General features: G+C 38.0%; 15 protein-coding genes. 6 read left to right on the forward strand and 9 right to left on the reverse strand.

The genetic code is table 11. From position 1 onward, the window contains the following. Positions 1-103 precede the first annotated feature (103 nt). Positions 104-1,369 (forward strand): mechanosensitive ion channel family protein, encoded by a 1,266-nt coding sequence (locus tag L4C38_RS05035; RefSeq protein ID WP_428796450.1) that lies wholly within the window; start codon positions 104-106, stop codon positions 1,367-1,369. A gap of 46 nt (positions 1,370-1,415) precedes the next feature. Here the strand turns inward: L4C38_RS05035 and L4C38_RS05040 are convergent, their stop codons facing one another. The 6 genes from L4C38_RS05040 to L4C38_RS05065 form a co-directional block, all read right to left on the reverse strand. Then, positions 1,416-1,769 carry a hypothetical protein gene (locus L4C38_RS05040; protein WP_428796451.1) on the reverse strand — a complete coding sequence of 118 codons (354 nt, stop codon included), beginning with the start codon at positions 1,767-1,769 and terminating at the stop codon, positions 1,416-1,418. A gap of 93 nt (positions 1,770-1,862) precedes the next feature. Then, positions 1,863-3,362, reverse strand: coding sequence for a PTS transporter subunit EIIC (locus L4C38_RS05045; RefSeq protein ID WP_428796452.1), 1,500 nt, complete (start codon positions 3,360-3,362; stop codon positions 1,863-1,865). Positions 3,363-3,920: 558 nt separating this feature from the next. Beyond that, a complete protein-coding gene (locus tag L4C38_RS05050; protein ID WP_428796453.1) occupies positions 3,921-4,688 on the reverse strand; it encodes a helix-turn-helix transcriptional regulator in 768 nt (255 codons plus the stop codon). Positions 4,689-4,831: 143 nt separating this feature from the next. Beyond that, positions 4,832-6,025 (reverse strand): EAL domain-containing response regulator, encoded by a 1,194-nt coding sequence (locus L4C38_RS05055; RefSeq protein ID WP_428796454.1) that lies wholly within the window; start codon positions 6,023-6,025, stop codon positions 4,832-4,834. Further along, positions 6,022-10,236: an ATP-binding protein gene (locus tag L4C38_RS05060; protein WP_428796455.1), complete on the reverse strand. Its 4,215-nt coding sequence runs from the start codon at positions 10,234-10,236 to the stop codon at positions 6,022-6,024. The genes L4C38_RS05055 and L4C38_RS05060 overlap by 4 nt, the downstream gene beginning before the upstream one ends. Continuing rightward, positions 10,236-11,810: a response regulator gene (locus tag L4C38_RS05065; protein WP_428796456.1), complete on the reverse strand. Its 1,575-nt coding sequence runs from the start codon at positions 11,808-11,810 to the stop codon at positions 10,236-10,238. The genes L4C38_RS05060 and L4C38_RS05065 overlap by 1 nt, the downstream gene beginning before the upstream one ends. Positions 11,811-12,019: 209 nt before the next feature. Between L4C38_RS05065 and L4C38_RS05070 the strand changes: the two genes are divergently transcribed. Continuing rightward, positions 12,020-13,477 (forward strand): diguanylate cyclase, encoded by a 1,458-nt coding sequence (locus L4C38_RS05070; protein WP_428796457.1) that lies wholly within the window; start codon positions 12,020-12,022, stop codon positions 13,475-13,477. 122 nt (positions 13,478-13,599) lie between these two features. Here L4C38_RS05070 and L4C38_RS05075 read toward each other — a convergent pair whose 3' ends face one another. Continuing rightward, a complete protein-coding gene (locus L4C38_RS05075; protein WP_428796458.1) occupies positions 13,600-14,199 on the reverse strand; it encodes a DUF2913 family protein in 600 nt (199 codons plus the stop codon). Positions 14,200-14,578: 379 nt separating this feature from the next. Between L4C38_RS05075 and L4C38_RS05080 the strand changes: the two genes are divergently transcribed. Beyond that, a complete protein-coding gene (locus L4C38_RS05080) occupies positions 14,579-15,580 on the forward strand; it encodes a DNA cytosine methyltransferase (RefSeq protein ID WP_428796459.1) in 1,002 nt (333 codons plus the stop codon). A gap of 91 nt (positions 15,581-15,671) precedes the next feature. On the opposite strand, the gene L4C38_RS05085 is transcribed toward L4C38_RS05080, so the two are convergent. Continuing rightward, entirely contained in the window at positions 15,672-16,526 is an 855-nt protein-coding gene (locus L4C38_RS05085) for a HaeIII family restriction endonuclease (RefSeq protein ID WP_428796460.1), read from the reverse strand. A gap of 304 nt (positions 16,527-16,830) precedes the next feature. Between L4C38_RS05085 and L4C38_RS05090 the strand changes: the two genes are divergently transcribed. From L4C38_RS05090 to L4C38_RS05100, 3 genes are all read left to right on the forward strand, one after another. Then, positions 16,831-17,124 carry a hypothetical protein gene (locus L4C38_RS05090; RefSeq protein WP_428796461.1) on the forward strand — a complete coding sequence of 98 codons (294 nt, stop codon included), beginning with the start codon at positions 16,831-16,833 and terminating at the stop codon, positions 17,122-17,124. Between the two features lie 315 nt (positions 17,125-17,439). Beyond that, positions 17,440-18,972 carry a GNAT family N-acetyltransferase gene (locus tag L4C38_RS05095; RefSeq protein ID WP_428796462.1) on the forward strand — a complete coding sequence of 511 codons (1,533 nt, stop codon included), beginning with the start codon at positions 17,440-17,442 and terminating at the stop codon, positions 18,970-18,972. Between the two features lie 196 nt (positions 18,973-19,168). Next, positions 19,169-20,488, forward strand: a complete 1,320-nt coding sequence (locus L4C38_RS05100; protein WP_428796463.1) for an MBL fold metallo-hydrolase RNA specificity domain-containing protein — start codon at positions 19,169-19,171, stop codon at positions 20,486-20,488. A 64-nt stretch (positions 20,489-20,552) separates the two neighbouring features. On the opposite strand, the gene L4C38_RS05105 is transcribed toward L4C38_RS05100, so the two are convergent. After that, positions 20,553-21,485 carry a DUF808 domain-containing protein gene (locus L4C38_RS05105; RefSeq protein ID WP_428796464.1) on the reverse strand — a complete coding sequence of 311 codons (933 nt, stop codon included), beginning with the start codon at positions 21,483-21,485 and terminating at the stop codon, positions 20,553-20,555. Positions 21,486-21,679: the final 194 nt, after the last annotated feature.

Raw genomic sequence — 21,679 nt, forward strand, 5'->3', positions numbered from 1 at the left:
TAGAACTACACTAGTTAAGACGCATTAAATTAATAAACCGAACTGGCTATCGGTAGCTCATCACAATCATTTCTAACAACATAAATTAGTAAAGGATGCCATTTTGCTAGAGCACCATATTCGCAATTATATTGCAGAGAAACTCTCAGACGTAGGCATTAGCAGCGATCCTTATGGTATTGAATTAACCAGTGTGTTTGTACTAGCAGTGCTGGCTATGGCTGCGGTGAGTTACTTCGTTGTTCACCATGTCATTGTTCGTTCCGTTAAGAACGTATTGCAGAAAACCAATAAGCCGTTGGCTGAAAGCTTAGCCAAATACGATTTATTGGGGAAAATATCATTGCTGGTTCCGGTGATGATATTGGATATAATGATCCCTATTGCCGTCGGGCATTACAGCTTACTGGCTAGTGTTCTTGATAGGCTATTAAGCATACTGATTTTATTTATGGTCACTTGGGTCATTTTTGCTCTTTTAGATGCGCTCAACGACATTGCCACGTTTAAAGGCATTACTCGTAAGATGCCAATTAAAAGCTTCGTACAGCTCATCAAATTGTTCACTTTCTTTATCGGCTTGGTCGTTTTCGTTTCTATCCTTGCCAACGAATCTCCTATTATTTTTCTATCTGGTCTTGGCGTTGCTACCGGTTTTGTCATGTTGGTATTTAAAGACACCATACTCGGATTTGTTGCTGGTATTCAGCTTTCTGCCAACCGAATGATCAGCCTTAACGACTGGATTCAAATGAGTGCTTATGGGGCGAACGGTACAGTAGAAGAAATATCTTTAACCACAGTTAAGGTAAGGAACTTTGACAATACGGTGAGTATGCTACCGGCCTATGCCTTAGTACAAAACGCCTTTATCAACTGGCAAGGCATGTCGGATTCAGGAGGGCGGCGCATTGAACGCTCGGTAAATATAGATGTAACGTCGATTCGTTTCTTAAGTGATGATGAAATTGAGTCGATGAAAAAAATCCGTATTCTTCGTGAGTATATCTACGAGAAATCACGCGAAATTAACGAATACAACGATGGACTAGAAGAAGGCGATTGTGAAATTGGTAACATTCGAAAAATGACCAATTTGGGGTTGTTCCGTGCTTATGTAAATGCCTATCTGCGCGCGAATAAAGACATTCATCAATATATGTTAATTATGGTTCGACAGTTGCAACCCACTGTCGAAGGTATCCCTCTGCAAGTTTATGCCTTTAGCAATAACGTTGATTGGGCTGTATATGAAGGCATACAAGCAGATCTGTTCGACCATATCTACTCAATGATGCCAATGTTTGGCTTACGCCCTTATCAAGCTCTAAGTAGCAACGACGCGATGAATATTGGATTCACTCGGTAACACAAAGCATTGATTTAATTCCCTTGAATTAGGAAACAAAGCCACATTAACCCGCAATGGTTACAGACAGAGCATACGCGACACAAAACGCCCAAAGTACAAATGTAACGGCCCAGCATTTTGCTACCGTACCACTAATAGTCGTTTTAAAATTTGGCGCTGCACGAAAGACACAGGTTGAGCTATATATGGCAAAAGTTGGCAATGCAATAATTTTGATCACCACACCGATTGTTTCCGGCCACAAATACTTGCTCGACTCCAAAGCAAATAATAAACCGTAGGTTCCGAACATCTGCAATAACAATACAGATTTCCACAGTTGAATTTCACCTCTAAACCATCGAACAAAGCAGTTAGAAGATTTCATCATTGAAGGGGTTGCCGTTGCGATTGTCATAACATGCCTCACATAGTCATAAAATGGCGCACCTTACTACAAGGTGCGCGACTATTGGCCACTTCATACGTCATGGCCCAATACTTAGTAACGTTACGCTGGTGCTAGTTCACCTTCTGGGTTTTCCAGCAGGTTGGCTATAAACTGAGCCTTAGCACCAAGGATAATTTGAACCCCATTGGAGCCGACCTTCACTATACCCATTACGCCTAGCTTCTTGATTTCCTCTTCATTAACCAGTGACATATCGTTCACTTCCAAGCGAAGACGAGTAATACAAGAGCCTATCGATGTAAGATTACCTCTCCCACCAACATGGCGAAGGATAGCAGCCGCCAAGCTTTCATCATCGAGTGTGATTTGCGCTGTTTCTTCTTCGCGACCTATCGTTTGGTAGTTGAACTTACGAATCACAACACGGAATACAGTGTAGTAAATTGCCGCATTCATCGGTCCCCAGATGAAGAGTTTCATCCAGTTTGTTTCGTAACCTTGTAACCCTGGTAACACTCCAAAAACTACATAATCAATAATACCCGCTGAGAATGTTTTACCCATCTGCATATCAAGAGCATAAGTCACCGAGTAAGAAACACCAGCCATGATGGCGTTGAACACATAAAGTACTGGTGCAGTAAAGACGAATGCGAACTCTACAGGCTCTGTAATACCGGTAACAAAAGAGGTTAGTGCGGCAGAGCCTAATAGACCAGCTGCAATTTTCTTGTTCTTAGTATGCGCTTCTTGGTACATAGCCAAACAAGCCGCAGGGAAAGCAAACATGTAGATAGCAAAGTTACCAGAAAGGTAAGCACCGGCATTACCGTAACCACCACCTTCAAATGAATGCACACCATCAGCAAACATACGGAACCAAATTGTATGAGCGCCATTTACGACTTCGCCATTAACCGCTGTATATTCAAAGAATGTGTACCAGTAAGGGTTGTAGAAGATGTGGTGCAAGCCTACTGGAATCAACGCACGTTCCATAAAGCCGTAGAAGAAGGTAGATACATACATATTGCCTTGGCTAAGAGTCGTTGATGCCGCAGCGATAGCTTCTTGTACGTAGTGCCAGAAATATGGCACAAGCAAACCCAAGCAGAACGCTGAAAATGCTGTCGCAATCGGTACAAACCGTTTACCTGCAAAGAAGCCTAAAAACTCAGGTAACTGAATGTTGTAAAAACGGTTGTACATATATGCAGCCAATAAGCCCATAATCATGCCGCCAAGAGGGCCCATTTGCATCGACTTAATCCCAAGCACTTCCACATAAGCATGAGAATTCGCCACCATTTCATCAGTTATGCCGTAGCTCAAGCCGATGGTCATGTGCATGACTAGAAAGCCAGCAACAGAAGCTAATGCTGCGGTTCCTGAATCTTTGGTTAAGCCAACCGCTACACCAATACAGAACAGTAAATGTAAGTTTTCAAAAAGGACTTGCCCAGCCATTTGCATTAATGGCCAATTAAGTTGGAAGCCAAATGCTAGCAATAAGCCAGCCGCTGGCAACATAGCGATAGGCAGCATTAGTGCTTTGCCTAGCACTTGTGCTTTGGTCATTGTGTTTTGTAAGAAACTCATATTGTTCTCTCAATTAAAATGTTAAGAAAAAGGTTAACTTCCATGAGATTTAGAAAGCTCATATAAGAGTTTAAAAAATTATCAGCATCTGAAGGTTACAAATTAAATGAGATTTGTAAGTGAAAACCCTCCTTTGTAAGCAAGCGGTTACATTCCAATTGAATGGCAGAAAAGCCCCATAAGGAGCTTTTTATTAGGAGGGGGGGAAAGGTGACTAACCTTAGATATATAGCGACCAAAATAGCGATATTACAGTTAGCCACTCTACTTCAATTATTGGGTGTGAACGTTACAAATTGCTATGTTTTTGTAACGACTCACTTACACTGCTCATCCATTATATCGCTGAAGCACTATTCGCTTACTCAAGGTGAGTAAAGTTAACCTAAGCACACCTATATTTGGCTAAACAGGAGAAATTTCAGACAGCGGTAAACGCCCTCGTCTTCACTTAATATCGAAGCAATGAAGCAATAAATATTGAGTTCAGTCAGTGCTGCGAGCGGTATGTGGTTTTCTAAAGGGATTCCGCAATTTTGCTTAACCAATACTGATACGCTATTTGTTTTGTTCTCTTGATTCCTTTCGAAACGTTAACGGCGTCAAACCATACTTTCGACGAAAGGCATCACAAAAATAGGCTGCGCTACTAAAACCCGTTCTTTGACTTACTACCGATATAGGCAAGTTACTGAAAGTTAGCAAATTCAATGCTAGCCCCATCCTAACCTCCAAAACTAAATGACTAAATACGACATCCTCTAACTTCAGCCTCCTACGTAACGTAGATTGGGTCGTAAACAGCAAGTTCGCCACCCTTTCAAGATCCCACTTCTTTTGCGGTTCATCCATGATTAAACGAGCGATAATCGGTCCCCATTCAGAATCAAACTCAACATTTAATAAACGGTGTAAGTCTATAAACTCTTGTGAAAAAGCCTGTAAAATAAAATAAAACGATTGATATAAGATTTGTCCATCCAATTTTAATGACTGATCGTTTTTTATACATTTCAACATATAAAAATTTGAAGCTACCGACTTCGGAGTTGTAATACCAAAATAACTATCGGTATGATATTCACTCACTGGAGGGGGGCTGAGTTCTGAGAGAGCTTGACTACATTCATTAAAGGTAAAAGTAATAATATCAACAATCAGGGTCTTGCCATTACTTGATTCTATATGACAAGACAAAGTATTCATCCTGGGAATAATTATCGTTTCATCACCCTGAATATCAAATTTTTTACCATTCACATATACTGAACCAGTTCCGTTGACAATTCGAACCAGCATATTAAAATCAGTATGAAATGTTTTCAAAACAAGAGACTTTCTTGGTCTTAGACAACTATACTTCACGATCCCCTCGATAATTAACATCAACTATTGAACATAATTACATCAACATTATGTAAAAAGCTAGCAACAACATAAAACCTATACGATATGAGCAGTAATCTAAACTACTCACATAATTTAGAATCAATTATTTTTTGATCCCAGATATTTGCCCAATCAGATAGCGATAAAATATGCATCGGCTTTGCTATATAATATCCTTGCCCCAATTGGCACCCCATCGAGCGAAGTTGATACCAAGAATCTTTTGTTTCAATACCCTCGGCGATAGTTCCGATAGAAAGCCTATTACCGAGTAGCAGGCAGGCTTCGATTATTGCCAAAGATTTTTCGTGTTTTATGTTTTTAACAAAACCTTTATCTATTTTCAAAGACTTAAACGGCAATTGGTCCAACTGTTTAAATGAAGAGTGTCCTGTACCAAAATCATCTATAGACAAGTCAATACCGTGCATTGAAAATCTTGACGCTACTTCTAATGCTTTTCCTACCTCACCAATGATGTCAGATTCAGTAATTTCGAAATACAATATAGAAAACACGTTTTTTTTGTCTAATATTAATTTTTCTATATGTCTGATAAATTCAAGATCAACTAATGTGTTGGCACTAATATTCAACGCTACCCTACAGCCTTTGAATGAAGATAGATTATCTACGATAAAGTTAACATTACTAATCGCTAATTTTGTAGACAATCCAAGACATTCAATATGCTCAATATAATCTCCTGGCATTACTATCCCTAGCTTAGGGTGGGGCAAACGGCTCAAAGCCTCGTAGCCAAAAACAGCCCCATTATCAATAGCGACGATGGGTTGGAAATGTAATATGAAGCTTCCATTTTCTAAACAAGAAATTATCTCATTTTTATCAATGAAACATTTCAGTGATGTATTCTCTGAGATATTGCTTTTATTTCTATTTTGCTTTCTCTTCGTATCTAACAACAATCCGAATTCAGTCAAGCAGAACGGCTTAGGAAGTATTCCCAAAAGATCAATTTTGTAGGAGTTACACATTTCCCGTACAGTATCAAGAACAGCTACTGAAGTGGCACTCACTATAATAACACTAGGTGAGCTATCGATTTCAGACAAATGAGATAAAAATGAAATCCCATCCATTTTAGGCATATACAAATCACAAATAATAAGCTCTGGAACAGAATCCTTAATTTTCTCTAATGCTTCATTTCCGTCACAAGCCAACATAATATCATAGTCATTATGTTTTAAAATTAGCTTTGACATATAGCTTCTTTGAAAGCTCTGATCTTCTATTATTAGAACCTTCACTCGTAACCCTCTATCTCAAGTTTTAGTTGTTCCAATTGTCTAGAAATTTCAATACAACTCTCTTTCATGTCTATATGTCCATTCTCAGAGTAGATGTCTTCGTAATATGCCAATAATGTTGATAGCTGATTAAACTCTACCATTCTCGACGCACCTTTCATTTTGTGAACTATCATAAAAAACTCGTCTATATCATGCTCAGTATTTGCTGCTTGTAGATCGTTGAAATCTAATAATGTTGAGGATAAATACTCATTCACTAAGCCAATACACTCTTCTTCGCTGCCGAATATCTCTTTCAATTCATCGATGTCGATCAATCTAACGTGCGCAGTACTTTCACTGTCAGTTGAGGAAATGTATTTATCAATCACAGTAGCTAAATGATCTGCTCGAATCGGCTTAGTTAAAAAGTCATCCATCCCTAGTTCCAAGCAACGCTCTCTTTCTCCTGATAGCGCATTAGCAGTCAACGCAACGATTGGCAGACGAGTGTCTGTACTTTGTTTCTTCTCTTTCTGACGAATGGCTTTAACTAATCCATATCCATCCAAGTTTTTCATATGACAGTCAGTAATCAACAAGGCATATTGTTTGTTCTCAAGAGCTCGAAGAGCAAGTAGTCCATCGCTTACTACATCAACTTTGTAGCCCAATCTTTTAATTTGCTCTCGTATTATCTTTTGATTTATAACGTGGTCTTCAGCTACCAAAATAGACTCATTTCGTGTAATGATTTCTATTTTTTTATTTGGATTGACTGCATAGCTTTCCGACGCTATTTGGGACATATCATCACGATCATAAGTAAAACATTTATATAGTAATTCAGGGTTTAGTGCATTTACTGAAATGGTAACGTATGATGGTGAAACTTCGTTAGATAATAATGTTCTCGTTGTTGTTTTAATCAACTTCAAATCGGAAAATTCGTCAACCAATGATAAGTTGGTTTCTTTTGCCCAATTGTCATCAACAATGACAGTATCAACATTGCTAGATCTAACAACTGTCAGAACATCTTCTGCGCAATACGCATTGACAAACAATGTATTCACTCCCCAAAAATCAAGGTAAGAAGAGAGTGCTATATCATTTTTTAAACTAGAATTAACTACCAAGCATTTGGTATGTAATTTAGCAGGGTTATACGGTTTGCAAACTTGTAACGATAAAGAAAAAGAGAATTCAGAACCTTTTCCTAGTTTGCTGGTTACCGATATTTTGCCCCCCATAACATTCACAATTTGTTGGCAAACTGATAAACCAAGTCCAGTTCCACCAAACCTTCTATCTGAATTAGAATCAAACTGCTCAAATGGTGTAAAAAGAGACTGTAAAAAATCTTCTTCGATTCCAATTCCGGTGTCAGATAAAGAGAACACAATCGATTGATAGCCATCGCATTCACTATCAAGTTCAACCTTTAGCGTAATCAAACCTATTTCTGTAAATTTAATTGCATTATTTACTAGATTATTAAGCACTTGCTTAATTCTTAGGTCATCAACTAACAGTATTGATGCTATGTTGGGATCTATATAGATATTCATCATGACACCCGTAGAACTCATATGTATGATGTGAGGTTGGGTTAGGTCTAAAATCAAAGTTCTTAGGTTTGTTTCAACATTCTCTAGTTTGAGTTTCCCAGCTTCAAGCTTAGAAAAATCAAGAACATCATTTACGATTGTGAGTAAGTTTTCCCCAGATCTGTTTAAACTTTCGAATATATCCGTTGCGTCCTTACTTTTCATATACGGCTTGAGCAAATCGATCAAACTAATTATTCCACTTAATGGCGTTCTAATCTCATGGCTCATCATCGCTAAGAATCTAGATTTAGTCTCAATAGCTGCAAGTGCATCTTTTTTTGTTTCATCAATATTTATTTCGTAATATTTTATTTTTGTTATATCTATAACCAATGTATTCCAAATATAATGGTCATCTACTTTAGATATCTGACTCCTTATCTGGAACCATTGAGTTTTTTCCTTCTCTTTATTTATTTCTAAATCGTAAATAAATGTACCATTGTCCAAAGCTGAATTTATGCTTCCTAAAATATCTTCGACATCATCTCTTCTACAAATTTCTCTTTTTAATAACTTCGCGTTTGAAATGATATTGCTTACTTCAATTTCACAGAATCGATCGATACTATCACTTACAAATAGCACTTCAATATCAAAAGGGTCAGATGACAATTGTTTATGTTGTATCAAAACACCATCGAAATTATTTGTGATATAGTTAATAATTCGATGATGCTCAATTGCATCACCTTCTTTCTGCATTTGTTCAGATACATCTTTGAATGTAGTTAGCACTTCAAAATTGCAACTATTACACCTTGATATTCTACTTTTCGTTACCAATATCGTTGATCGCTTACCTCCGCAGTCCATTTTAATCAATTCAGACTGTTGACTATCACCCAACAATATCCTTTCAAACATTGAATCCATCAATGCTCTACCATCATAATTTAGTATCTGATGTAATTCAAAATTTACATCTTCACCACTAGCATGCCTGTCTATGCCACTAAACATATTAACTAAATTTTCATTAAAATTAATTACCATACCTTTTTGGTTTCTTATCAATACACCTTCTGGAAGCAAGTCGATTATGTTACTTTCTATTTTACGAATTGATTCAGTTTCAACATCCCTAAGCGATGGATATTTTTTTCTTTTTCTTACACCTATAATGACAGACAAAAGCATAGCAATTAGCACAAAGCATAAAAATGCAATTAGATATATAACACCTGAATCTACAGTCAGTTTTTCTCGGAAATTAATGGTTCTCCATCTATCTCCAACCAAACCTAATTCATACTCAGAGTAACTATTAATCATCTTGACAATAATTGAAGATAACTCAACATTATCTTTGTCTGTCGCAAACGAAACCAATTGAGGTAAATTCGATAAGTCTTTATTTAGTATGGCTATTTTTCCAAGAAACTTCGATTCAAGATCCCTTGATACCGCATTAGTTGATACAATACCTACATCTATATCATTAGTTACAATCGCATACATGATGTCATCTAAATTATCAAATAGTTTAACAAAGCTATCTGGATAATAAATATTGGTTAGAATTTCTCCATAACCACCATTAATGGTAGCAACCTTCAGATCTTTATTAAATATATCTCCAATCAAATTTGTATCATAACGTTCACTATTGACAGCAATAACCCAGCGATCCAAACTATATGCAGGAGAACATACTAAAGAAACACTATCTTGTAATCCACAAGTAACACCAGATATGACACTAATTTTATTTTCAGACAATTTATTTCTAGCATCCTTAATGCTATCTGTATTAGTAATATCAAAATTCACATCAAACTTACTAGACATGCTATTGATCAAATCTATCGTAATCCCTCTAATTTGACCATCTTCATCAATAAACTCTATAGGATAGTTTGATCCTGTTACTCCAATATTGAGGATAGGATTGGCAAACAGCCAATCATTCTCTCGCTCAGAAAACCTATTATCGAATACTTTAATTCCGTCATCATCGATGTTAGCATTTATGGCGGTTATACTCTTAAATACACTACCAAGTAACGCTTCATTTTTTGATATCAAAACATAAGATATCATAGGTATTGCTTTTATTTTATGAATGACATATGAAGGCAATTTATCGCGTGTGTTCTTTTCATAAATAGATTCAAACACGACAGCTGAAATATCATTCTCTTTTATCTTGCTTAAAGAGTCCGAATATGGAATCAACAGTATCTCAATATTCGGGTATAAACTATGGATCTTATTTTTTATATATACATCTGTCACAGCAATTTTAGATTTATTGTAATTTAAGTATTTTAGTGTAACATTTGTTTTGCTGACCATGCTTATATACGATGAAAACACTGTCTTCTTATGTATTCCCTCCATGTCATAAGTGTCATTATCTCGTATCAACAAAAGATCTAATAAACCTTTGTTTATTGAATTCTTTGTTTCGTTAATTTTTGAAGAGCAATATGGCTCTGCCTGTACAGTATTAATGCTAGAAAAATACAAGCTAGAAGCCGTCTTTTCGTCACATAGAGAACTAGCAGAAAATGATTTATAATTGATAAAACCAATATCAATTTCACTATTTGCCTTTGTCGGTAATGCCACTAACAGGAGAAACATTATCAAGTATTTTACTGTAAATTCCATCACAAGCTCTTCTTAAAAAAATCTTTCACCAACAAATTTGATTTACTTTTAATATCATCATACCAGTATGGTGTATCTTTAACTTGATCCAAATAATCCTTTACAAATAGCACCACCTTCAATTTGTCTTTATCAATTACTATCAATTTATTTACATAGAGTTCTATGATCTCTCGACAAAATTTCAAGTCAAACTTGTTATATCTCCATTGTTCGAACAGCACTTTACTTGCCATTACATATTTTTTAGTTTTGATAAGTCTATCAATATCAGATTGCTTTATTAGAGCAGTCGAATCAATCTGTGATATTGCAATATGAATTAGTGAGTAAATAGTTTGGCTTGCTACATCATTTTGTAGTGTGTGGTCGTTTTCTAACTTCTTAAATGTGATCAAAGCATCTGGATACATACCAATAGAATAGAGTAAAAAACCATAGATAACTCTTTCATGTGAAGTTAAGGTTTCAACATCAATACTATCAATGGCTATATATGATTTAATCAAGTCCCCCTTTGAATACTCTAGCCACGCATCAATTAATACGCTTTTATACAATTCATTACTCTGAAAATGGATCTTCTTTCTATATAATTCAATAGTTGCATCGCTATTATTAGCATTCATTGTGATGGTAAGTGCAGAGCAGACAATCAACAAGAATATCGATTCGTTACTATAATTAATTTCTCCACGACACAAGCAAAGTTCTTTCAAATACCTATCGATAGATTCACTTCTAATATGAAGCATTTCCATCCACACAAGTTTGATTAAATTTACTTTATTAGCGGAATTGAGACGATAAGATTTAGACAAGTAGCTATAAGCGGAAATCACATCATTATTTATAAAGTCAATTTCTCCACGTAGATCTAGAGATTTGATATGATTATCTCTTTTCTTAAATATCTTGTTTAGTGTTTTTTTAGCTAATTCCAATTGCCCTCTAGAAAACTCAATATTAGCTTTTGAAAACAGTAATGGTAGATACTCTAGCGATAACGTTAGTTGACTAGATAAATAATAAGCGTCATCGTATTTATTTTCTTCTATAAGATATTCAACAAATCGCCATACTAATGATTTTTTTGACCTAACTTCTGACGAAGTATTAATTATAAACTCAGCCGTTTCTAAACCGTCCATATGATAAGACGCAATTATTCGCTCCAAACTCTTTTTTTGTTCAAGAGATAATATCAACCGCTCAACCAACATTTTCATTCTTAACGGCTTAATGAGATAGTCGTATGGGCTGTATTCATTAAACCCCATAAATACCGATGCGGAATCTTCAGCAGTGACTATAAAGACAATGGGGCGATGTCTCATAAGAGATTGTTTATATAGCCTTTCTAATAGTTTTAATCCGTTTGAACCGGATCCAAGATTATAGTCTATTAGCAGTACATCATAGTTTTGGCTTTCACACTCTTTTACTGCGTCACTTGAATTACTGACTGATACTAATTTTTTGTCGTCAAACCCTGCCTTTTGCAGAATCAACTTTGTAGCTCGCTGTATTATCTGACTATCATCAATAATCAGAACACTAAGATCACTGTTCATAGAATGTAAAACGTAATTATGGACACAATATAATAATGAATAAACAGAGCCTTAAAAGAACCATTATCACTATCTATACAATATGAATCACATTCTAAATTTGTTCTTTTCTGAACAAACTATACAGAATTATTTGAACTCAAATCGAAATGAATGAAATTATGATTTTGTATATAGTGCTCGTTATTTCATTAAATTCTGGAGTAACCATGCTATCGCCTATTAACGCAGTTAAGAAGCACCATTTAGTCATTGCGACCATAGTTTTGAACATTTTCCTATACGTCGGATTTACTATTGTAATGGTAGATAGGTTTGAATCTGTTATATATGGCTTCCAAATTGAATTGAAAGAAAGATTATTAAATTTAGCCAAATTTAATAAGCAAAAAGCAAGCGCACTAACTTCTAAGTTCGCAAATAGCGATGTAAATACAGATATAAAACCACATGTAAAACTGGAATACTATAAGGTGTTTGATGAATTCGGATTCAACCGAACACAAAAATCAAAGCTAAATAATAATAGAAGCATGATGGGGCTTGGATTACCGACAGATGAAGTTATACAAGATTTAAAATCGATTAATATAATAAATAATTTTTTTGTAGACAAACCAATTACTGTTAACGAAGGGTTTGTATCTTATACAAATAGGTATATTTACATATACCCGACAGTAAATATAACCGACTATTCTTTGCCAAAAGATTATTTCACTAATGCACGATATGCTCATGACCGATTGAACGAAAAGATATATAACGGAACGAATAATGGAATTTATTTCACAGAACCATATTTAGACACTCTAACAAGCAAAAAGATATTCACTATAAAATCACCTGTTTATCTATATGACTCAATAGTTGGTGAGTATTTTACTGATATAGAACTGTATCCATTCATTATTCGTCACTTTGGTAAATCTAATTTTGTTTACTTCTCTCGTATAAATATCTCAATTTTTAGTACTGACTACAACCTATCCACACCGTTATTTTATAACAATAATAAATCTAAATTTACTCTCAAACCGATTGTATTGGACAATAACATAAATCTTGTTGCAAGCTACTCTATGTATGATATTTTTAATTTTATTATTGAAAAATATATATTTACATTATTTTTGATTATTTCTATAACTCTGTTGTCTATTTATTCTTGTAATGTCACCTTACAATTAAACAAGTCTCTTTCTTGTTCACTTCAAGATTGCCTTACTGGTCTTTATAATAGAAAGGTATTATCTAAAAGAATCGATCAACAAGTTAAAACCGCGCACAATAGAAGAATACCAATATCTATTATTATGATTGACGCTGACAAATTGAAATATATTAATGATACTTATGGGCATGAAGCTGGCGATCATGCAATAAAGCATATCGCGAAATATTTGAAAGTTAGAAGCCGCTCTACTGATACATGTATACGACTGGGTGGGGATGAATTTTGTATGGTTTTATTTAATACAAACAGAGCTCAAGCTTCCGAGCTCGCAGAGCGAATCTACCAAGCAATTACAAGTAATCCTGTAGTAGGACTAGAGAGCCCAGTATCAATAACAACAAGTACCATTCAGCTTAAACTTCATGAAAGTTTGGAATCAGCATTTAGACGTGCTGATATAAAACTATACATCAATAAATCTTCTGAATAGGTTCGTTTGAGGGAGACTTGACTCTCTCGATAGCGTAAATTCTCAATTTACGCTATCGAAGGATATCTTTGTATTTGCTAGTGTCCGGTATGCTCTATTGTTTCCCAGAATACAAATCGAAATCATCCTTGTAATTCAAACCTCAGGAATTCGCTGTCTTCATAGAGCACGCTATGGCTGAACTGGGTAAATTTGCAGACAGTGGACAGAACAGCGGCGCGTTCATACACAGTCGCTTTGACTAAGAATGTAATCGGGGCAAGCATGCTTCCTTCTGCCGAGAAGTGGCTATTGAGATCCGTCGCGAGTACACAAATGAAATTTTCCCCTTCGGCGTAACCTAAATCTACGTCTTTTGGAGAAGAGAGCAGCACCGTTAAGCCTAAATCTTTCTCAATTGAACGGACCAACAACAAATACTCTTCCAACGCAGTCAGTACTACGGTTTCATTGAAATGAATTAACTCAAGGAACATCGCTTCTAAGTTATAGCTGTTTCCCTTCGAGTGCTGGATCAGTATCTTAATCTTCTTTTTGAGAAGCTTATAGCGAAGCGAGGAAGATTGCTTCTTCAACCAAAGACGAAAAAGAGAATTTTTATCCGCTAGGTTTAAAGGTCTGCCTTTATCGAGCTGATGAAATTCTAGGTGCAACAAAGCACTAAGCGCTAGCTCTTTAAGCGACAGGTGGGTTCGTTCTTGTTGTGATAAAAGAGGTTTCAAATTAATTGATAACTACGGTAACGAGAGAAGGACTCACAGCCTAATTTCTAGGCACTAGCCTTTGGCTAGTTCAATGACCAATTTAGCCATTGGGCGTATTGGTTATGAGTAACGATTTTGGGCTTGTTTTCACAAGATGCAAGAGCATAACTAAATATAAAATGCTTGTACAGCGGGATGGCAATGCAAGCAAGCTATGATTTGCTATCTCCATCCCAAACTAAAAAATAGTTAATTCGTTTTGTCGTCAGTTCGACTGAATACCCCATATTTGCTAGCTAACATCATGATGCAACTGCAAAAAAAATAGCTGGCCTTATGTACAGTAAATTGTTACACTATGCGCAATCTATCACCAGTAAATGATACATAAATAACTATGCAAGTTGTCTCTTTTTTTGCCGGAGCAGGCGGTCTCGATTTAGGTTTCGAACAAGCAGGCTTCAACGTTGTTTGGGCGAACGAATACGATAAAGATATTTGGGCTACCTATAAAAAAAATCACCCTCATACCGTTCTTGATCAACGCAGCATTACAGAGATAGATGCGAGTGACGTACCAGAATGTGACGGCATCATTGGCGGTCCTCCATGCCAAAGCTGGAGTGAAGCCGGCGCACAACGTGGTATTGAAGATAAACGCGGTCAGTTGTTCTTTGACTTCATCCGAATTTTGGAAGCGAAAAAACCAAAATTCTTCTTAGCTGAAAACGTCAGTGGCATGCAACACACCCGCCATGCCAACGCCTTAAATAACATTAAGGAGATGTTTAAAAACGCTGGGTATGATCTGTTTTATCAAATGATGAATGCCGTCGACCATGGTGCAGCCCAAGATCGTAAACGTGTAATCTTTATTGGTTTTAGAAGTGATCTCAGCGTAGATTACAAATTCCCTGAGCCGATAGATAAGACTGAGCAAAAAGCACTAAAAGATATCTTATTGGATCTCAATGGCTCAGCAGCGCCTGCATTAGAGAAACAAAAACCCAACCCAGATGTGACGATCTTAAATCACGAATATATGATTGGTGGCTTCTCTACTATGTATATGTCTCGTAACCGAGTAAGAACATGGGATGAGCCTTCATTCACTATTCAGGCTGGTGGCAGGCATGCCCCTATCCACCCAAGCGCGCCAAAGATGGAAAAGGTAGAGAAAGATCTGTTCAAATTTGTTGAAGGTCATGAGTATCGCCGTTTAAGTGTACGCGAATGTGCACGTATCCAAGGCTTCCCTGATGACTTTGAATTTGTGTACAACAATGTTGCTGCTGGCTACAAAATGATTGGTAACGCAGTTGCGGTACCATTCGCTAAAGCCGTTGCACTAAGCATTCAAGAACATCTGGCATTGGCAAAATCTCAGCAAGCGGCTTAAGTATAATCTTCGAAATTATCAATAGAAATGGCGCCTAATAAGGCGCTGTTTTTTGTGTTACTCAAAAGCTTAGGTATTTAATAAAGCCCTATTAGAGAAAAAAGCTACCCACTGTTTCTGATATTAAACGTGTATCAAACTTCTGGTTGATCGTTTTGCCTACCGAGAAACGACTGCTTGCCGTATGCAGCCTCATATCAAACGTAAAGCCGTTATCAAAATCTAACTGGATATGGTTATAGCTGGTCTTCTTCGCCGTTAACAACCGCGGCTTAATGATGTTACTAAACTGCATCACTTTAATGTTATCACTACTAATGATCACTTTATCAAAGTTGCAGTTGCCCACTAAGAAGTCAAAAGCTTGTTCAGCGCTGACCGGTTGATCATTAATCGTCGCAGCCACCAAGTCACACATCTCATCATAAAAGCTTAAGATAATGCCTTCATCATAGCTTTTAACCACATTGAATAGGTCAGTATTGTATTGACTAGCTCTGGCAAAAAATCGATTTGAAACCGCTGTAATTTCTGAGCGATAGCGCTTCTCTTCTACTTTATTATGTATACCTAGTTGAGAAAAAAGATTGCCAGGTCTTTGGTGTTTAACTGCATTGTTATTGTGCTTGAGTGATAGGTTATATAGGTGACTTGTCGAAACAATGCGTATATCAGTTACATCACCTTTCACTGCGTCTTTATCCGATATGCGGATAATCTCAACAGTCCCTTCATTTGGTACTCTGTTTTCAATCACCCACAGCACATAGGTTTCACAATGCCGACGATAGTATTTTTTCATTTCAACTGGCAAGCTTTCATAGTGCTCGCGATCTCGACGCTGATCACGCTCAGTTTGAACCGTTAGAGTGGGATCTGAATAATGTCGTTTAAATGTTTCAACCAATAGATATTCTAACGCTCGACCATTTCTATTTGATTTCATTTTTGTGTCAGCCAACTTTTCAACACACTAGCAAGACGGGCATGATAATGTAAATGCACCATGAAAACACGCTCAATGCACAGTGCAGCCCAAGTAACACTTATCTTCCCTTCCTCGGCAACATAAAGATCCTTTCAAAAGCTTCAAACAAAATAAAAACCTTGCCAACATATAATGTGTTTTGCGGTATTGCTGGGTTAACAACTGGCTGTTTGCCTTAGATCAATCTTCGTCATTATTTCACTCATTATTCGAATTCAATTGACTACACTCATAGAACATTTTCTGTAGCTAGGAGGCCACCATGATCGCCATTCATCGAAAATATTGTCTATCCAACCGTCCAAATTTACACGCTCGATTTGAAGTAAACCCTATCGGCAGGCTGGAAGTTGAAATTGTCGAACTGCATGAACGCCACAGCACTGAGTTTGAAGACCTTAGCTTTAAATCGAGAGGCAATACCATTGAAGTATGTGGTAGAGAAGAGCGCGTACCATGGCAGTGCGGCTTAGCGGTGACAGACGCACAAGAACTGTCATCACTGGTTGAAGAAGCAAATGAAGAATATGAAGTACTAATGCGTGATTTAATGTAACGCTTTAGAAGGCTTATATCGACGCTAAACCTCCTTCGGGAGGTTTGCCACTGCAACCATTTCTGCGTCAAATAACTAGGAAATAGATGGCTATTCCGCGTCGTTATTTTCCTTGAACTGGTACCAGTGACCAGACTCTGAATCCTGCATCTTGAAGTCACTTAGGGTTAAGGATGTACAAAAATTCTTGTCGTCTCCAATCAAAAACCTTTGTGTTCCACGTTGAAACTGTGAGTACTTGATATATTTGCCTTATTTAAATTCTGGCATTCTCAACCATACTTGATGAAATGGTGAAAAAAGGACAAGCGGAATATGGATGGTAATACACCAAAACTTTCTCTACGCACGATAGAACCGACTGACTACCCAGAGTTAGCAATGTTGATGGATTTGGTTTTTCATGATGTGGGGGGCTCTTGGCCACGGCTAACCATTATGGATCTCATCCACCAATTCCCTGATGGGCAAATTTGTATTGAAGACAATGGCAAAATCGTTGGCGCGGCTCTGACAATTAAAGTGAATTACAACCGCTTCTCCCTACCGCACCTTTATACCGACATCATCACCGAAAATAATGTGATTCAAAATCAAGTCACTGGCGATGCCATGTACGGCTTAGATGTATTCGTCCACCCTGATTATCGTGGATTGCGTTTAGGTCGTCGATTGTATGACGCACGTAAAGAGCTGTGCCGAAGCAAAAACTTTAAGGCGATATTAGCAGGTGGACGTATTCCGAATTACCAGCAGCATGCAGATAAGCTCACCGTAGCGGAGTACATCAACAAAATAAAACGTCGAGAACTGCACGACCCTATCCTTTCTTTCCAACTAGCCAACGACTTTGATGTAAAGCGTATTATGCGCGGTTACTTACCGGAAGATGATGCATCGCAAGGCTACGCCACGTTATTGGAATGGGACAACTTCTTTTACGAAGAAGATATTGAATCTATTCATGATGTAGAGAAAACTTTAGTCCGTATCGGTGTCGTTCAATGGCAAATGCGTGCGATGAACGATTTGGAAGATTTACTCGATCAAGCCGAGTTCTTTATTTCTTCACTCGCCAATTACAAGGCAGACTTTGCCCTCTTCCCTGAGTTTTTTAATGCACCACTGATGGGGCTAAAAAAAGAACAAAACTCAGTGGAAGCTATCCGTTTTTTAGCGAGCTTCACAGAAGAAATCAAAAACCGTTTTTCACAAATGGCGGTAACGTACAACATCAATATTATTGCTGGAAGCATGCCAGAAATAAAAGACGGCAAACTCTATAACGTCGCGTATCTACTTCAACGAGATGGGCAAATTAACGCACAATACAAAATTCACATCACACCACATGAACAAAAAGACTGGGTAATTGACGGCGGTGATAAAATAAGCGTGTTTGAAACAGACGCGGGTAAAATCGGCATATTGATCTGTTACGATAGCGAGTTCCCTGAGCTAGGTCGAATCATGGCTGAAGAAGGGGCACAAATAATCTTTGTACCATTCTGGACAGACACCAAAAATGGCTATCAACGCGTTAGAATATGCTCGCAAGCAAGAGCAATAGAAAATGAATGCTACGTTGCGATTGGCGGCAGTGTGGGTAACTTGCCTCGAGTCGACAATGTTGATATTCAATACGCACAATCAGCGGTTTTCTCTCCTTCCGATATTTATTTCCCGCACGATGCGACATTAACTGAAGCAAGTGCTAATACTGAAATGATCATCTTTGCTGATGTTGACTTGACCAAGCTCAAACAGCTCAACACTGAAGGTTCGGTAACCAACTTGCGTCATCGCAGGCTTGATATCTATGGGGGCTTTACTAAAAGCAACGAATAGAGCGCTAACCTCACCACTTCTGCCGCTAGTTAATCGACTAGCGGCAGATTTACAATATCAAATAGATGATAGGTTCATATTTCTAATACGTTTTTATTCTCTCACTGGTTAAGAACAAATGCTCCCTCACAGTTACTTTTTAAACAGTTGAGTAATGTATGTCTATAAGGCGAGTCCGTAGACAAGGAAGCACAACATGAAATTAATACATCATGGGGGTAAACATACCGTCACTGGCTCATGCCATGAGCTTCAAGTTGATGGGCAATCAATCCTCATTGACTGCGGTTTGTTTCAAGGCGCTGATGAACGCCCGCTCGAAATAGACTTTGAAACCGAGCATCTTACTGCGCTTGTGTTAACTCATGCCCATATTGATCATATTGGTCGTGTGCCATGGCTAGTCGGTAACGGTTTTAATCAGCCCATTTTCTGTACACAAGCCACAGCGGAGCTGGTACCATTAATGCTTGAGGATGGCTTAAAATTGCAACTTGGGCTATCCAATAAAGAAGTGCAATATGTGCTTAATCAAATCGATTGCTTGCTGCGCCCACAAGCTTACAATCAATGGTTTACTCTGCCATCAAAAACAGGAACGCCACTAAAAGCCCGCTTCCAACACGCCGGACACATCCTCGGTTCTGCTTATGTTGAAGTGCAACTCGCCAACGATGAGATTGTGGTCTTTTCTGGTGATCTTGGCCCTGCTAATACGCCATTGCTCCCCGACCCTATCTCACCCGAACGTGCTGACTACTTACTGATTGAAACCACTTACGGCAATAAACTGCATGAGGAAATTCAAACTCGTGGTCAGCGATTAAGAACCATTATTGATCGATCTCTTGCTGATGGAGGAGCCATCTTAATACCTGCCTTTAGTGTCGGTAGAACCCAAGAACTCTTATTTGATATTGAACAGCTAATTTACCAGCAGCAGATTAATGCCAATTTACCGATAATTTTAGATTCTCCTATGGCACAAAAAGTCACGGAATCTTATCGCCGCTTTAAGATACTTTGGGGGCAAGAAGCCAAACAGAGGCTTGCGGAACATCGGCATCCATTGGCATTTGAGCAGTGCATAACAGTCGACGATCATCGTTCCCATTTGCGGCTGGTTAATCGGCTAAAATCCACAGGGGAACCAGCCATCGTAGTCGCAGCCTCTGGTATGTGCCAAGGTGGACGAATTATGGATTATTTAAAAGCATTATTGCCTGATGAGAGAACAGATATATTACTGGCAGGTTATCAAGCACAAGGTACGTTGGGCAGAGCTATCCAAAACGGGGACATGCAAGTCGAGATCGACAATGAGGAGATTGAGGTAAAGGCACAAATTCATACTATGTCAGGCTATTCAGCCCATGCAGATAAAGCGGATCTACTGCATTTTGTTGAGGGTATTACGCACAAACCCAAGGTCATCCACCTCATTCATGGCGAAGCGGAAAGCAAAGCCAACTTTGCTAGCGAATTACGCTCTAAGGGTTATAGCATCGTCGAATAGTAAAGAGCGCCATTGCAATAGAAATGACTTCCCACTTTTGTGAATACAGGTGGCTTTAGGAGCATCATGATCTAATTGCTTGATAAAGGTTGATGACACCCAAAAGAATAAAACCACTGACCAGACCAATAACACCATTGCCAACCGTAGCGTAAGTAGCAGACACATACGGAATAACCGGTAGTAAACTAACCGTACTATCTAAGGCATGATGAATAAATGGCAAGCTATGAACTACGATGCCCCCACCGACTAAAAACATGGCGATAGTGCCCACAACCGTCAGCAGCTTCATTAATTTAGGCGCAGTGGCGACCAAGCCATTGCCAATCGAACCCAACGCTCCTTTACCTTCGCTTCTACGCTGTAGATAAAAACCTAAATCATCCATTTTGACTATGCCAGCCACCAAACCATAAACCCCAATCGTCATCAAAATAGCAATTAAGCTCATCACCAAGACTTGAGTAATAAATGGATGTCCCTGCACAGTACCCAAAGCAATCACAATGATTTCAGCAGAAAGAATAAAATCGGTACGAATCGCACCCTTGATTTTTCTTTGTTCGTAATCTGATAGATCGTCTGACGATTGCTCCACTTTTTGAGCACTCTGGGTTTTAGTGTCATTACTCCTCGAAGCATCATTAGCCGAATGGTGATGAAAAAACTTTTCATGAATTTTCTCAGCACCTTCAAAACACAAAAATAAACCACCAATCAACAACAGCGGTGTAATCAACCAAGGCGCAACAGAACTGATCAGTAAAGCGGCGGGAACCAAAATCAACTTATTCTTAAATGAGCCTTTTGCTACACCCCAAACTACAGGGATTTCACGCTCGGCGCGCACCCCGGATACCTGTTGAGCATTGAGTGCTAAATCATCCCCCAGCACACCAGCTGTCTTTTTAGCCGCGACTTTTGACATCAGTGCGACATCATCAAGCACTGAGGCAATATCATCTAAAAGCGTTAATAAACTTAATCCAGCCATCATTTTGCCCTTGTATATCTAAAGATCGCGATGTATTGAACGCGTTTATACCCGTCATACTTGAAGTTGCAGCGGTGTTGGCTGTGTTCGTGCACCCCAATCACATAGTTCACCTATGCTCAGGGGACTTTCTTACTTGCCGCCTACCTGCACCTTCAAGTTAATTGGGTATAGATCATCATAAGCCAAAAACT

The organism is Vibrio kasasachensis, assembly GCF_050337565.1.
In the GTDB taxonomy this organism is placed as follows: Bacteria; Pseudomonadota; Gammaproteobacteria; order Enterobacterales; family Vibrionaceae; genus Vibrio; species Vibrio kasasachensis.